This window comes from Burkholderia sp. Ac-20345 (assembly GCF_017104825.1).
In the GTDB taxonomy this organism is placed as follows: domain Bacteria; phylum Pseudomonadota; class Gammaproteobacteria; order Burkholderiales; family Burkholderiaceae; genus Burkholderia; species Burkholderia lata_B.
Map to the genome: position 1 here is coordinate 17,531 of NZ_JAAGPO010000035.1, position 13,337 is coordinate 30,867.

The following is a 13,337-nucleotide window of genomic DNA, read 5'->3' on the forward strand; positions in this document are numbered from 1 at the left end:
CCGAAACGGAGGCAACGATGAACGGATTCGACTACAGCGGCAAGACGGTGCTCGTGACGGGCGGCACCAAGGGCATCGGGCGGCGCATCGCCGAACGGTTTCTCGCGGCGGGGGCGCGCGTGTTCGTCTGCGGACGCAGTGCACCCGACACGCTGCCTTCGGCCGGCGGCCGCACGGCGACATTCGTCGCGGCCGACCTGCGCGACATCGAACAGGTCGACGCGATGCTCGCGACGATCGGCGATGCGGCGGGCGGCCTCGACGTGCTCGTCAACAACGCGGGCGGCTCGCCGTTCGCACTCGCGGCCGATGCGTCGCCGCGCTTCACCGAATCGATCGTGCGGCTGAACCTGATCGCACCGCTGCAGCTCGCGCAGCGCGTGAACGCGATCATGCAGCCGCAGCCCGAAGGCGGCGTGATGCTGTTCATCGCGAGCGTCAGCGCATCGCGGCCCTCGCCCGGCACGGCCGCGTACGGCGCCGCGAAAGCGGGCCTCATCAACGCGGTCACGTCGCTCGCGGTCGAGTGGGCGCCGCGCGTGCGCGTATGCGCGATCAGCCCGAGCCTCGTGCAGACGGAATCGGCTACCGAAGGCCACTACGGCAACGACGATGCGCTCGACGCGATCCGCGCGACGATTCCCGCCGGACGGCTCGCGACACCTGACGACGTTGCCGCCGCGTGCCTGTTCCTCGCATCGCCCGAAGCGTCGTACACGTCGGGCGCGAACCTGCGGCTCGACGGCGGCGGCGAGCGGCCCGCGTTCCTGTCGGCTGCGCAGGCGGCCGCGCGCTGATGCGCGCATTGCCAACCATACGGTGCGAATTGCTCGCGAGTCCTAGGGAAGTCATCTAGTTCATTTTGACGATTCCCTGCTACCGCGATCTCCCTACTCTGCCTCTCACGACAACACACACAGTCGACCGTCGTCGATACCCCCAAGAGGAGACACCATGCATCAACGGATTTCGCGCCGTACCGACAAGCGGGCAACCGCCACGCTGTCGACGCTGGCCGCCGCGCTGCTGACGTGCGCCGTGCCCAGCGCACACGCAGGCAGCACGATCGAGCTGGGCGCCGACACGACGCTGGACTACACGTTCACGCTCAGCTACGGCCTCGGCATGCGTACGCGTGCACCGAGCGGCAATCTCCTCACGCCGGCGAACATCAACGGCGACGACGGCGACCGCAACTTCGCGAAGAACAAGCTGATCGAGAACCAGGTCAGCCTGCTCGGCGAAGTGAACCTGAAGCACGACGACTGGGGCGTGTTCGTGCGTGCCGATACGTTCTACGACCAGGCGTATCACCGCCCGAACTACAACGACGCGCCGGGCACCGTGAACCAGTCGGGCCAGTTCAACAACTTCACGAGCGACGCGCGCTACTGGTCGGGCGGCCACACGACGCTGCTGGCCGCGTATGCGTACAACACGTTCCACATCGGATCGACGAGCCTGAACGTGAAGGTCGGCGACCAGGTCGTCGCCTGGGGTGAAAGCCTGTTCTTCCCGAACATCGCGGGTGCGCAAGGGCCTGCCGACGCGACCAAGTCGTACATGGCCGGTGCCGAAGTGAAGGACATCCTGCTGCCGGTGCCGCAGATCTCGACGCAATGGCAGATCACGCCGAACTTCAGCCTGCTCGGCTACTACCAGTTCTCGTACCAGCAGAACCGCCTGACCGCGCCAGGCACGTACTGGAGCTACTCGGACGTCACGGGCCCCGGCGCGCAGTTCATCATCGGCCCGGGCGGAATGATCATTCCGCGCGGCCCCGACGACAAGCCGAGCGCCCGCAACCAGTGGGGGATCGGCGCACGTTTTCGCGTACTCGGCGACACCGAGCTCGGCCTGTACCACCTGCACTACAACGACATGAACCCGAGCGTCGTCACGACGTACTTCCCGACGCTCCAGTACCAGCAAAAGTATTTCAGCAACATCAAGCTGACCGGCGCGAGCTTCTCGACGCAGGTCGGACCCGTGAACGTCGCGGGCGAAGTGTCGTACCGCCAGGGCGCGGCCGTGCTCGTCAACACGCCGACGGGCCCGCAGTCGACCCGCGCGAACGTGCTGCAGACCAACCTGTCCGGCATCTACTCGATCGGGCCGAGCTTCCTCGCGAATTCGCAGTCGCTGATCGGCGAACTCACGTACGTGCATGCGGGCAGCATCTCGGAGCTCGACGGCTCGACCACGCTCACGAATTCGCGCAACGCGCTCGCGATGGAGATCGCGTGGACGCTCAGCTACAAGAACGTGTTCAACGGCTGGGATCTCGACGTGCCGCTGACCTATACGCACGACCTGACGGGCACGTCGCCGCTCGCCGGCGCGCTCGGCTCGCTGACGGGCCAGGGCGACCACCGCGTGACGGCCGGCGTGACCTTCACGCGCCTGAGCAACCTGCAGCTGTCGCTCGTCTACGCGAAGTTCCTCGGATCGCCGAACCCGGTCACGCGCCCGCTCGCGGATCGCGACTACGTGCTGGCCACGGCGACCTACCACTTCTGAGCGGCCCAGCCGCTCGTCATTCAGCACTATGAGGACCGATATGAAACGCATTCATCTCCCCCTCCTGCGCGCGTCGGTGATGGCCGCGTGCGCGGTCGTCGCGACGGCGTCGTTCCCGAAGGTCACGCCGGACGACCTGAAGGCACTTGACGGCCCGCTGACGCCGATGGGCGCGGTGCGCGCCGCGAGCAAGGACAGCGGCGTGCCCGAGTGGTCGGGCAAGTGGCTCGGCACGCCGCCGGACGTGCAGTACAAGCGCGGCAGCCGCTACCCCGATCCGTTCGCGAGCGACAAGCCGGTCGCGACGATCACCGCGGAAAACATGGCGCAGTACGCCGAGCACCTGACCGACGGCCAGAAGGCGATGTTCAAACGCTATCCGGCCACGTTCAAGATCAATGTCTACCCGAGCCATCGCGACTTCCGCTACGGAGATTCCGTCTACAAGGACATCCGTGCGTACGCGCCGGATTCGACGATGACGTCCGACGCGAACGGCCTCACGAACGCGCCGCCGACGGTACCCTACCCGATCCCGAAGACCGCCGCCGAGCTGCTGTGGAACCAGCGCTTCTCGTCGGCGATCGGCGCCGAGCAGGCGACCTACGATCAGGCGGTCGTGTACTCGGACGGCAACATCGCGTGGGGCAAGGTGCGCTACGACATTTACTCGCCGCGCAACTCCGGCAAGTTCGACGTGAAGAGCGACGCGAACAACCGCACGTACTATCGCAACGCGACGGAGCTGCCGCTGTCCGACCGCGGCTCGCTGATCGTCGGCTTCACGAACTGGGACAAGGCCGGCGCGGACAACTCGTCGCGCACGTGGATGTACAACCCCGGCACGCGGCGCGTGCGCCAGGCTCCTGAATACGGCTATGACCAGCCGCAGGGCCCGGGCGGCTTCCGCACCGTCGACGACGACCGCCTGTACAACGGCCCCGGCGACCGCTACGACTGGAAGATCGTCGGCAAGCGTGAAATCTACGTGCCGTACGACAACTACAAGGCAATGGACAGCTCTGTGAAGTACGCCGACCTGCTGACCAAGGGCCACGAGAACCCGTCGTACCTCCGCTACGAGCTGCATCGCGTGTGGGTGCTGCAGGCGACGCTGAAGAGCAACTACCGTCACCAGTATGCGAAGCGCGTGCTGTACATCGACGAGGATTCGTGGATGACGCTGCTCGCCGACAACTACGACGCGCGCGGCCAGCTGTGGCGCACCAACGTCGCGACGACGCTGTATGCGTATGACGCGAAGGTGTTCTACCCGGGCGTCGTGTTCTACCACGACCTGATCTCCGGCGCGTACATGGCCGACCGCCTGACGAACGAAGGCCCGATGCCGAAACTCGACAACAGCCCGCAGTTCAACGAGGCGTACTTCTCGCCGGACGCGATCCGCAGTTCGGGTAACTAAGCAACCTGTTGACGCGGCACGCCCGCGACCCACGCGCCGGAGCCCCGCTCCGGCGCCCGACGCCGCCCGCGACGGCGGCCTTTTCCATTCGAGATTCGAGGGCCCTTTCATGTCTTCCCGCCTGCATACGACGCTCGGCGACGAGCTGTACGCCGCGTGGCACGCGCGTGCGCCGGTCGCGCCGCTGTCGAGCCGCCCGCGCCGCCTGTCGCTCGACGACGCCTACCGCATCCAGCAGCGCTTCATCGAACGCCGCGTCGAACACGGTGAGGCCGTGGTCGGCAAGAAGATCGGCGTGACGAGCCAGGCCGTGCAGGACATGCTGAACGTGCGCCAGCCCGATTTCGGCATCCTGCTGTCCGGCATGCACTACGCGGCCGGCGAAGCGATCTCCGCCGATTCGCTGATCGCGCCGCGTGCCGAGGGCGAGATCGCGTTCATCCTCGCGCGCGACCTGCGCGGCCCCGGCATCGACCGCACCGACGTGATCGCCGCGACGGCCGCTGTCGCGCCCTGCTTCGAGATCGTCGACTCGCGCATCCGCGACTGGGCGATCCGCATCGAGGACACCGTCGCCGACAACGCATCGTGCGGCGTGTACGTGCTCGGCGACGCGCGCGTCGATCCGCACACGCTCGATCTCGCCGCATGCGAGATGACGATCGACAAGAACGGCGAGCCAGTCGCGCAAGGACGCGGCGACGCGGCGCTCGGCCATCCCGCCGATGCGGTCGCGTGGCTCGCGAACACGCTCGCCGCGTACGACGTGCCGCTACTCGCCGGCGAGATCGTGCTGTCCGGCTCGCTCGCGAAACTGATTCCGGTCACGGCCGGCGACGCGCTGTCGATGCATATCTCCGGCATCGGCAGCTGCGACGTCCGCTTTATCTAAAGGAAGAATCCTGTTGACGTCCTCTCCTGCCTAAATGCAGGGGATTCCCACATCTGGCGATGCACGTCCGCATCGGAGAATGTTCAACGCAGCGTTGGTATCTCGATCATGCAAGACACCACAGTCACTGCAGGCCCACTCTCTTATTCGCAGTCCCGCGATACCTTTCGGCCGCGTCGTGCTGTCTTTCGACCCGCACGCCGAACAGGACTGGGTAGAACCGCTTTCGTCGACTTCCTCGAACGTGGCTCCGTGCGCGATCGCCTTGTAACGGAGTTTGCTTCGGAAGGACGACCAGGATGCGTCGTAGACGCTTTTCGCCATCCTGGTTCTGGCGAGTTTCGCCGCCGACACGTTGCCGACCGCGATGTAATCGAAGCGCCGCACCAGCTTGAGTGCGAGCTTGTGCTGGAAATCGGCGCGGGCATTCGCCACCTTCGCGTGCAGTTTCGCGATATGCCTCTTGTGCTTTCGCGCCCGTTGCGCTTTCGCCAGCTTTTCCGCCGCGCGCCGACCGAATCGGTCATTGGGCAATTTCTCCCCGGTCGAAAGTGTGGCGAAGTCTTTCAGGCCAAGATCGATGCCGACGCCGGAACGGATCGGGCGCGCTTGAACATCGGGTGTTTCGATCGCGATGTTCAGGAACCAGTTGCCACGCGCGTCCTGCGCAAAATTGGTTCCGTCCTTGATCTTGCCTTCGGGAAGCTGGCGACTGCTGAACACACGAAATGTGTTGCCGGCGAAGCGGAACGCGTCGCCTTCGCGCTTCAGGTCGCGGCCCTTCAGCGGCACCCAACCAAGCGATTTTCTGCCGCGATAGCGCAGGTAGGGCCGACGGTGCTGACTGCGCGACTTCGCGTATTGCTCGCAGGTTGCGTTGACCGTGCCGGAGTGGATGCCGAGCTCCTTGCTAGTACCGGTCGTCAGCACGTTCAGGTCGAAGCCGGTCGGCCACCGCTTGTTCCACTTGAGCGCGTGCTTCTGCGTGTCGTTGCAGAAGTTCCAGACGTAGTTCACCGCGCGGCTCTGCTTGTTAAGCAGTCCGTTGAGCGACTTCACCCGGTAGCGGTAGACAAGAATCATACCGGTGATCCTAACCCGCTGAAGAAGCTGCCTGTCAATAACACTCCTTTCCTTGCCGCCATAAAAGGCGGATTTTCTCGGAGCAAAAACGGATGAAGAAAATCAAATGCGCACTGATCGGGCCCGGCAACATCGGCACCGACCTGCTCTACAAGCTGCGCCGCTCGCCGGTGCTCGAACCCGTGTGGATGGTCGGCGTCGATCCGGCGTCCGACGGCCTCGCGCGGGCGCGCGAGTTCGGCCTGAAGACCACCGACAAGGGCGTCGACGGGTTGCTGCCGCACGTGGCCGCCGACGATATCCGCATCGCGTTCGACGCGACATCGGCCTACGTACACCGCGACAACTCCGACAAGCTCACCGCGCTCGGCGTGAAGATGATCGACCTGACGCCCGCCGCGATCGGACCGTACTGCGTGCCGCCGGTGAACCTCGACGCGCACCTCGACAGCGCTCAGGCAAACGTGAACATGGTCACGTGCGGCGGCCAGGCGACGATCCCGATGGTGTACGCGGTATCGCGCGTGCAGCCGGTTGCGTACGGCGAGATCGTCGCAACCGTGTCGTCGCGCTCGGTCGGCCCCGGCACGCGCAAGAACATCGACGAATTCACGCGCACGACGTCCGGCGCGATCGAACAGGTCGGCGGCGCACGCAAGGGCAAGGCGATCATCGTGATCAATCCGGCCGAGCCACCGCTGATCATGCGCGACACGATCCACTGCCTGACCGACGGCCCGCCCGACGTCGACGCGATCACCGCGTCCGTGCATGCGATGGTCAAGGAAGTGCAGCGCTATGTGCCCGGCTACACGCTGAAGAACGGCCCCGTCTTCGACGGCAACCGCGTGTCGGTCTTCATGGAAGTCGAAGGGCTCGGCGATTACCTGCCGAAGTACGCGGGCAACCTCGACATCATGACCGCCGCCGCGGCCGCCACGGCCGAGCGTTTCGCCGAACAGATGCTGGCCGCGACGGCCGCCACCGCTTGAGTTGAGGAGCCACGCGATGTCACTTGCAGGCAAGAAGATCACCGTCCACGACATGTCGCTGCGCGACGGGATGCACCCGAAGCGCCACCAGATCACGCTCGACCAGATGCGCAGCATCGCGCGCGGGCTCGACGCAGCCGGCGTGCCGCTGATCGAGGTCACGCACGGCGACGGGCTCGGCGGCGCATCGGTCAACTACGGTTTCCCCGCGCATACCGACGAGGCGTACCTGAGCGCCGTGATTCCCGAGCTGAAGCAGGCGAAGGTGTCGGCGCTGCTGCTGCCGGGTATCGGCACCGTCGAGCATCTGCGCATGGCGCACGAACTCGGCGTCGGCACGATCCGCGTCGCGACGCACTGCACCGAGGCCGACGTATCGGAGCAGCACATCGGCCTCGCCCGCACGCTCGGGCTCGATACGGTCGGCTTCCTGATGATGGCGCACATGTCGTCGCCGGAGCAGCTCGTCGTGCAGGCGAAGCTGATGGAGTCGTACGGCGCGAACTGCATCTACATTACCGATTCGGCCGGCTACATGCTGCCCGACGACGTGACCGCACGCATCAGCCAGGTGCGCGACGCGCTGAAGCCGGAGACGGAACTCGGCTTCCACGGCCACCACAACCTCGCGATGGGCGTCGCGAACTCGGTCGCAGCGGTCGCCGCCGGCGCGAACCGGATCGACGCCGCCGCGGCCGGCCTGGGTGCCGGCGCCGGCAACACGCCGATGGAAGTGTTCGTCGCCGTGTGCGACCGGATGGGGATCGAGACGGGTGTCGACGTGTTCGCGATCTCGGACGTCGCCGAGGATCTCGTCGTGCCGATCATGGACGCGCCGATCCGCCTCGACCGCGACGCGCTGACACTCGGCTATGCGGGCGTCTACTCGTCGTTCCTGCTGTTCGCGAAGCGCGCGGAAGCGAAGTACGGGATTCCCGCGCGCGACATCCTCGTCGAGCTGGGCCGGCAACGGCTCGTCGGCGGGCAGGAAGACATGATCGAGGACGCGGCGCTGACGATGGTGCGGGCGCGGGAAGTGGCGGCGTAATCGACGGCCCCGACCGTATCGGGCGCCATCGCCCGATACGGCGGCAGTCGTGCGGAACGGGGCGCGATGCGCCCCGTTTCTTTTCATGCTTGCATCCGGTTGTTACACCAGCGGCATCCCGAATGCCCGTTGCGGCACGCTATCGGGTGGCTCGCCGGCGTGGCCATATCGACGGGCGATGCACGCAGCGGGCAATGTAACGTGTCACCCCTTGCCGCCCGCCGTCAGCGATGCTTCCCGCCGTGCCGCTTGCGCCGATGCGCTTCGCGCGCCTGCAGCAGCGACGGCATCAGCTCCTCGATGTATTGCCGCGCCTGCCCGCGCGTCACGATCTCGCCGAAGCGCTGATGGGCCTTGTCATGGCCGACCAGCGCCGCATGCGCTTTCTTCAGGATGTGCAGAAACGCGATCAGGCTCGTGCCGTCGTGCACGGGCAGCGCGTCGCGCGGGTCGGGTGCCGGTGTCGTACTCATGATCCGATCCTTTGCGGGCAGTCGGTGCGACACGTCGTCGTGACGAGCGCCAGCAGGTCGTTCGCGAGACGGTCGCGGTCGGTCAGCGGCGCGAGGCCGAACAGCCGCTCGAGCGTCGCGGCCACCGACGCATGATCGTACGGCGTATGGTCGACCTGCCCGGCCGCGACCCACGGCGAAATCACGATCGCCGGCACCCGCACGCCGTACACGTCGAACCCGAAGCCGTTCGCATTCAGCGTCGCCGCCGCGCCGTCGTTCGGCGGCGGCGCGGCGCCGTCGTTCGGCGGCGGCGCGGCGCCCGGCCTGACCGAATCGTAAAAACCGCCGTGCTCGTCGTAGCAGATCACGAGAAGGCTGCTGTTCCACACCGGCGAATTGCGGATCGCGTCGTACACGCGCGCGGCGAGCTGGTCGCCGCCGGCCAGGCCATCCATCGGGTGTTGCGAGCTGCCGTTCTGGTAGGTGCCGTGCACGATGTCGCCGTAACCGGGCTCGATGAACGTATAGCGCGCCGTATGGCCGGCCGCGAGATCGGCCTCGAAATGCGCGAGGTCGTCGATGTCGAAGAAGCTGATGCCCTTCAGCGACGCGACCTGCGGCACGTGGCCGAGCGGATTGCCCGTCTGGTCCTGGTAGATGCGCCAGTTGCCGTCGCCGAGCGCGGCGAAGATCGAACCCTTCGGATAGGGAAAGCCGCCGAACGCACTCCACCCGCCCATTTCTTCCGTGGTCGGCGAATGATCGAGCCCGGCCGACGACGCGCCGTGCAGGAAGAAGCGGTTCGGCCAGGTCGGCCCCGGCATCGACGCATGCCACGCATCGCACAGCACGAACGCGTTCGCGAGCGCGGACAGCGACGGCGCCTGCTTCGCGATATTGACGCCCTGCATGATCTTGCCCGCATCGGCCGGCTGCGGCGGCGTGCCTTCGGAATGCGAGGTCGCGTAGTTCGACACGAACCCGGTGTTGCTGACCGGCGGATATGGCTGCCCTTTCACGAACGGCACGCCCGCGCCGCAGAGCTGTTCGAGCACGTCCTTGAATTCATGGCACGGATCGGTCGGCATCCGGTCGGGCGCGCCGCCGCCGAACGGATAGACCGCGCCGCCATACGCGTTGCTGTTACCCGGCGACGCGGCGACGATGTCCGGATAGCCCGACAGCGCGAACAGGTGATCGAAGGAACGGTTCTCGAGCATCAGCACGAACACGTGCTGGATGCGGTCCTGAACCGACGGGGATGCGGGGGCTGCGTCTGCACTCATGGCGCCTCCTGGCGTCGCGCGACGAAAGTCCTGCTGGCACGGGCGTTGGCCCGCTGAAAGCCACTGAAGGGATTGAAAGCCACGGCGCCGGCCGCGAATTGCCGACGAGTGTACGACCGCGCCGGCCCGCGCGTAAAGCCGCACGCGAACCGCGCTGCGGCGTGCGCGTTCAGCCGTCGGCTGCGGCGGTTTTCAGCGTGACGACATCGCGCCGCGGCGGCGCACCGAACATCCGCGCGTATTCGCGGCTGAACTGCGACGCGCTTTCGTAGCCGACGCGATACGCGGCCGTCTCCGCATTCGCCGCGCCCGTCACCATCAGGTGCCGCGCTTCCAGCAAGCGCAGCTGCTTCTGGTACTGCAGCGGTGTCATCGACGTCAGCGCCTTGAATTGCCGATGAAACGCCGACGGGCTCATCTGCGCGACGGCGGCGAGCGCCTCGATGCGGATCGCCTCGGCGAACTGGCCGCGCAACGCATGGATCGCCGCGACGACGCGCTGCGCATGGCCGTTGGCGAACACGACGCGCGAGACTTCGCCGCCGTGCGGGCCCGCGAGCAGCCAGTAGCAGATCTCCTGCTTCACGAGCGGCGCGACGACCGGAATCGCGGCCGGCGTATCGAGCAGCCGCACCATCCGCAGCACGCAATCGGCGAGCGGCCCGCCGAAATCGGTCACGCACACGCCATGGCCGATCGTGCCGGGCGGTTGCGGCGGCGGCGTGTCGAGCCGTTCGAGTACTTCACGCATCATCGCGAGATCGAATTCGAGCACGAGGCCGAGGAACGGTTCGGTCTCGCTCGCCTTGACGATCCGGCTCGTCGCCGGCATCTCGACGCTGACGACGAGCGCGCGGCCAGGCCCGTAGTCGTAGCGCCGCCCGCCGAACGTCGTCCACTTCGCGCCCTGCACGACGACGCACAGCGCCGGCTTCATGATCAGCGGTGCGGGCAGCTTCTCTCGGTTGGAACGCAGCAGGATCAGCCCGTCGATCGCCGTCGCGAACGGGCTCTCTTCACCCGCCGCGCCCGTCAGGCGCGCGACACGTTCGACCAGTTCGTCCGACATGCAGCACCCCTCCGTATCCCGATGTCCGGATGGTACACGCGGCACCACGCTTCCCGGGACGGCCGGGCAGGATCAGGCAAGAACGCGGCCGGTTCCGGCATTCAGCCGCTGCGGCCGCCGCCGTACGCTTGCCGCTGTTCGTCACCGACTTCGATCAGGAGCCCAGCATGACCGCAGCACATCCCACCGATTCAACGCCGAAAATCGCCGTCGTCACCGGCGGCAGCCGCGGGCTTGGCCGCAACACGGTGCTTCATCTCGCACAGCGCGGCGTGCGCTCGATCTTCACGTATCACGCGAACCGCGCCGAGGCCGATCACGTCGTCACGCTGGCCGCCGACGCCGGGCACGCGGCGATCGCGCTGCCGCTCGATACGGGCGACAGCGCGACGTTCGACCGCTTCGCCGGGCAGCTCCGCGAAGCCCTGGCCAGCTGGGGCGCCGACCGGTTCGACTTCCTCGTCAACAATGCGGGCACGTCGCATCACGCGCCGATCGCCGAGACGACCGAAGCCGATCTCGACGCGCTCTATCGCGTGCACTTCAAGGGCGTGTTCTTCCTCACGCAGACACTGCTGCCGCTGATCCGCGACGGTGGCCGCATCGTGAACGTGTCGTCGGGCCTCACGCGCGTCGCCGTGCCGGGCAGCGCGGCGTACGGGTCGATGAAGGGAGCGGTCGAGGTGCTGACGCGCTATCTGGCCAAGGAACTCGGCCCGCGCCGCATTGCGGTAAACGTCGTCGCACCGGGTGCGGTGGCAACCGACTTCAGCGGCGGAATGGTGCGCGACAACCCCGAGGTCAGCCGGCGCGTCGCGGAATGGACGGCGCTCGGCCGCGTAGGCGAGCCCGACGACATCGGGCCGATGATCGCGTCGCTGCTGTCGGACGACAACCGCTGGGTCAACGGGCAGCGCATCGAGGTGTCGGGCGGGATGGCGCTCTGAGCGACGACCTTCCCGGCGTTGACTTTCGCGGATCGGCCCGATACGATCGATGCGCTTTCAAGACGCCCTCCCGGTCCGCCGGGAGGGCGTTTCGTTTTGGTTCCTCCAACCAAAAGGAAACCCCTTGAAATGAACCGTATCGACACCCTCGCCTCCGGCCCGAACGGCGGCCTCGGCTACCTGCGGCACGGCACGGGCCCCGAATGCGTGATGGTCCTGCACGACTGGCTCGGCGACCATACGAACTACGCGGCACTGCTGCCGTATCTCGACGAAGCAGCGTTCACGTACGTGTTCGTCGACCTGCGCGGCTACGGCGAATCCATCCATCTGACCGGCACCTATACCGTCGACGAGATCTCGGCCGACTGCCTGGCGCTCGCGGATCGCCTCGGCTGGCAGCACTTTCACGTGATCGGCCATTCGATGACCGGCATGGCGACACAACGGCTCGCCGCCGACGCACCATCACGCATCAAGAGCGCGATCGCCGTGTGCCCGGTGTCGGCGGCCGGCAATCGCCTGAACGACGACGCGCGCGCGTTCTTCGCGAGCACGGCCGTCGATGACGATGCGTTTCGCCGTCTCATGCGATTCGTGACGGGGGGATTGTCGGCGCGCTGGGCCGACGTGAAGCTGCGGCAGAACCGCGAGCGCGTGGCGCCCGATTGCAGGCTCGCGTATCTCGACATGCTGACCAAAACGGATTTCGTCGACGACATCCGCGGGCTCGACGCACGCTTCCTGGTGATCGTCGGCGACAAGGATCCGGGGCTCGACGCAGCGGCGATGCAGGCGACGTTCCTCGCGTGGCATCCGAACGCGCGGCTCGTGACGATACCGAATTGCGGGCATTACCCGATGCAGGAATGTCCGCCGTACTTCGCGATGATCGTCGAGGATTTCCTGCGGGACGCGGCCGCTTGAGCGTTGCACACGCGCGGCGGCCGGTGAAGGCTGTGTCGGCCGCCTCGGCACGACGGCGCCGGCGGCGACCGGTGAACGGCACGCGATGTGTCGTCCACCCGGTTCGTCCGGCCTCGTCGGTCGGACGGGATTCGATCGGCGAGGCGGTGCTGCGTGCCCGCGCCGATCGTTACCGCTTAACGGCGCGGCTGGCCGGTTCGCGGCGGACGCGGCGAATTCGCGTCCTTGTGACGGAAGTTGATGCGGCCCTTGGTGAGGTCATAGACCGACAGTTCCAGCGTCACGCGATCGCCCGCGAGAATGCGGATGTGGTTCTTGCGCATGCGGCCCGACGCGTACGCGCCGACCACGACGCCGTTTTCCAGCGTGACACGGTATTTGCTGTCCGGCAGCACTTCGTCGACGATTCCGTCCAGTTCCAGCAGTTCTTCTTTTGCCAAACCAATTCCTCCAGACAAGGTAATTGACCGCAGCCGCGGCGATCTGCCCGGCGCCGTGTCCCGCAACGGGACGGCGGCCGGCAGGCTGCCGGGGATCGGTTCGTTCAGACGGGCCATGGGCCTGTCTTGCGATCGGAGCCCGGCGCGTTACGGCGTTCAGGCGGTCGGTGGCGGCGGCGTATTGAGCGCCGCGCAAGTCGGGACCGCGCCTGCTACGGCATGGCGGCGGTCTGCTCGGGTTGATGCGTTGAAGCG

At 66.8% G+C, this 13,337-nt stretch carries 13 protein-coding genes; 8 read left to right on the forward strand and 5 right to left on the reverse strand.

Features of this window, described 5'->3' with window-relative positions; translation table 11 throughout:
• Positions 1 to 17: 17 nt before the first annotated feature.
• From G3O06_RS15160 to dmpE, 4 genes are all read left to right on the forward strand, one after another.
• Positions 18 to 797 (forward strand): SDR family oxidoreductase, encoded by a 780-nt coding sequence (locus G3O06_RS15160; RefSeq protein ID WP_205816588.1) that lies wholly within the window; start codon positions 18 to 20, stop codon positions 795 to 797.
• Between the two features lie 157 nt (positions 798 to 954).
• Positions 955 to 2,520, forward strand: a complete 1,566-nt coding sequence (locus G3O06_RS15165) for a DUF1302 family protein (protein ID WP_205816589.1) — start codon at positions 955 to 957, stop codon at positions 2,518 to 2,520.
• A 40-nt stretch (positions 2,521 to 2,560) separates the two neighbouring features.
• Positions 2,561 to 3,943, forward strand: a complete 1,383-nt coding sequence (locus G3O06_RS15170) for a DUF1329 domain-containing protein (protein ID WP_174970044.1) — start codon at positions 2,561 to 2,563, stop codon at positions 3,941 to 3,943.
• 109 nt (positions 3,944 to 4,052) lie between these two features.
• On the forward strand, positions 4,053 to 4,835 hold the full coding sequence (gene dmpE, locus G3O06_RS15175; RefSeq protein WP_205816590.1) for a 2-oxopent-4-enoate hydratase: 783 nt from the start codon (positions 4,053 to 4,055) through the stop codon (positions 4,833 to 4,835).
• A 30-nt stretch (positions 4,836 to 4,865) separates the two neighbouring features.
• On the opposite strand, the gene G3O06_RS15180 is transcribed toward dmpE, so the two are convergent.
• Positions 4,866 to 5,918 (reverse strand): RNA-guided endonuclease TnpB family protein, encoded by a 1,053-nt coding sequence (locus G3O06_RS15180; protein WP_205816591.1) that lies wholly within the window; start codon positions 5,916 to 5,918, stop codon positions 4,866 to 4,868.
• Positions 5,919 to 6,010: 92 nt separating this feature from the next.
• Between G3O06_RS15180 and G3O06_RS15185 the strand changes: the two genes are divergently transcribed.
• Both G3O06_RS15185 and dmpG read left to right on the forward strand, forming a co-directional pair.
• Positions 6,011 to 6,910: an acetaldehyde dehydrogenase (acetylating) gene (locus G3O06_RS15185; RefSeq protein ID WP_046547936.1), complete on the forward strand. Its 900-nt coding sequence runs from the start codon at positions 6,011 to 6,013 to the stop codon at positions 6,908 to 6,910.
• A 16-nt stretch (positions 6,911 to 6,926) separates the two neighbouring features.
• Positions 6,927 to 7,958 carry a 4-hydroxy-2-oxovalerate aldolase gene (gene dmpG / locus G3O06_RS15190; RefSeq protein WP_174915518.1) on the forward strand — a complete coding sequence of 344 codons (1,032 nt, stop codon included), beginning with the start codon at positions 6,927 to 6,929 and terminating at the stop codon, positions 7,956 to 7,958.
• A gap of 224 nt (positions 7,959 to 8,182) precedes the next feature.
• Here the strand turns inward: dmpG and G3O06_RS15195 are convergent, their stop codons facing one another.
• The 3 genes from G3O06_RS15195 to G3O06_RS15205 all read right to left on the reverse strand — a co-directional run bounded on the left by G3O06_RS15195 (position 8,183) and on the right by G3O06_RS15205 (position 10,768).
• A complete protein-coding gene (locus G3O06_RS15195) occupies positions 8,183 to 8,431 on the reverse strand; it encodes a hypothetical protein (protein ID WP_205816592.1) in 249 nt (82 codons plus the stop codon).
• Complete coding sequence (locus G3O06_RS15200; protein WP_205816593.1) at positions 8,428 to 9,699, reverse strand: alkaline phosphatase family protein; 1,272 nt, start codon at positions 9,697 to 9,699, stop codon at positions 8,428 to 8,430. Before G3O06_RS15200 ends, G3O06_RS15195 begins: the two co-directional genes overlap by 4 nt.
• Positions 9,700 to 9,868: 169 nt before the next feature.
• On the reverse strand, positions 9,869 to 10,768 hold the full coding sequence (locus tag G3O06_RS15205) for an AraC family transcriptional regulator (RefSeq protein WP_205816594.1): 900 nt from the start codon (positions 10,766 to 10,768) through the stop codon (positions 9,869 to 9,871).
• Positions 10,769 to 10,935: 167 nt separating this feature from the next.
• On the opposite strand from G3O06_RS15205, the gene G3O06_RS15210 reads away from it, so the two are divergent.
• Together G3O06_RS15210 and G3O06_RS15215 are read left to right on the forward strand one after the other, a co-directional pair.
• Positions 10,936 to 11,715 (forward strand): SDR family oxidoreductase, encoded by a 780-nt coding sequence (locus G3O06_RS15210; RefSeq protein ID WP_205816595.1) that lies wholly within the window; start codon positions 10,936 to 10,938, stop codon positions 11,713 to 11,715.
• Between the two features lie 129 nt (positions 11,716 to 11,844).
• Complete coding sequence (locus G3O06_RS15215) at positions 11,845 to 12,642, forward strand: alpha/beta hydrolase (RefSeq protein WP_205816596.1); 798 nt, start codon at positions 11,845 to 11,847, stop codon at positions 12,640 to 12,642.
• A 176-nt stretch (positions 12,643 to 12,818) separates the two neighbouring features.
• Here the strand turns inward: G3O06_RS15215 and infA are convergent, their stop codons facing one another.
• On the reverse strand, positions 12,819 to 13,082 hold the full coding sequence (gene infA / locus G3O06_RS15220; protein WP_011355053.1) for a translation initiation factor IF-1: 264 nt from the start codon (positions 13,080 to 13,082) through the stop codon (positions 12,819 to 12,821).
• Between the last annotated feature and the right edge of the window lie 255 nt (positions 13,083 to 13,337).

Coding starts and splice junctions, on each gene's coding strand:
- G3O06_RS15215 (WP_205816596.1), top strand. CDS start 11,845: ATGAACCGTATCGACACCCTCGCCTCCGGCCCGAACGGCGGCCTCGGC.
- G3O06_RS15185 (WP_046547936.1), top strand. CDS start 6,011: ATGAAGAAAATCAAATGCGCACTGATCGGGCCCGGCAACATCGGCACC.
- G3O06_RS15160 (WP_205816588.1), top strand. CDS start 18: ATGAACGGATTCGACTACAGCGGCAAGACGGTGCTCGTGACGGGCGGC.
- G3O06_RS15195 (WP_205816592.1), bottom strand. CDS start 8,431: ATGAGTACGACACCGGCACCCGACCCGCGCGACGCGCTGCCCGTGCAC.
- G3O06_RS15180 (WP_205816591.1), bottom strand. CDS start 5,918: ATGATTCTTGTCTACCGCTACCGGGTGAAGTCGCTCAACGGACTGCTT.
- G3O06_RS15200 (WP_205816593.1), bottom strand. CDS start 9,699: ATGAGTGCAGACGCAGCCCCCGCATCCCCGTCGGTTCAGGACCGCATC.
- G3O06_RS15170 (WP_174970044.1), top strand. CDS start 2,561: ATGAAACGCATTCATCTCCCCCTCCTGCGCGCGTCGGTGATGGCCGCG.
- dmpE (WP_205816590.1), top strand. CDS start 4,053: ATGTCTTCCCGCCTGCATACGACGCTCGGCGACGAGCTGTACGCCGCG.
- dmpG (WP_174915518.1), top strand. CDS start 6,927: ATGTCACTTGCAGGCAAGAAGATCACCGTCCACGACATGTCGCTGCGC.
- G3O06_RS15165 (WP_205816589.1), top strand. CDS start 955: ATGCATCAACGGATTTCGCGCCGTACCGACAAGCGGGCAACCGCCACG.
- G3O06_RS15210 (WP_205816595.1), top strand. CDS start 10,936: ATGACCGCAGCACATCCCACCGATTCAACGCCGAAAATCGCCGTCGTC.
- G3O06_RS15205 (WP_205816594.1), bottom strand. CDS start 10,768: ATGTCGGACGAACTGGTCGAACGTGTCGCGCGCCTGACGGGCGCGGCG.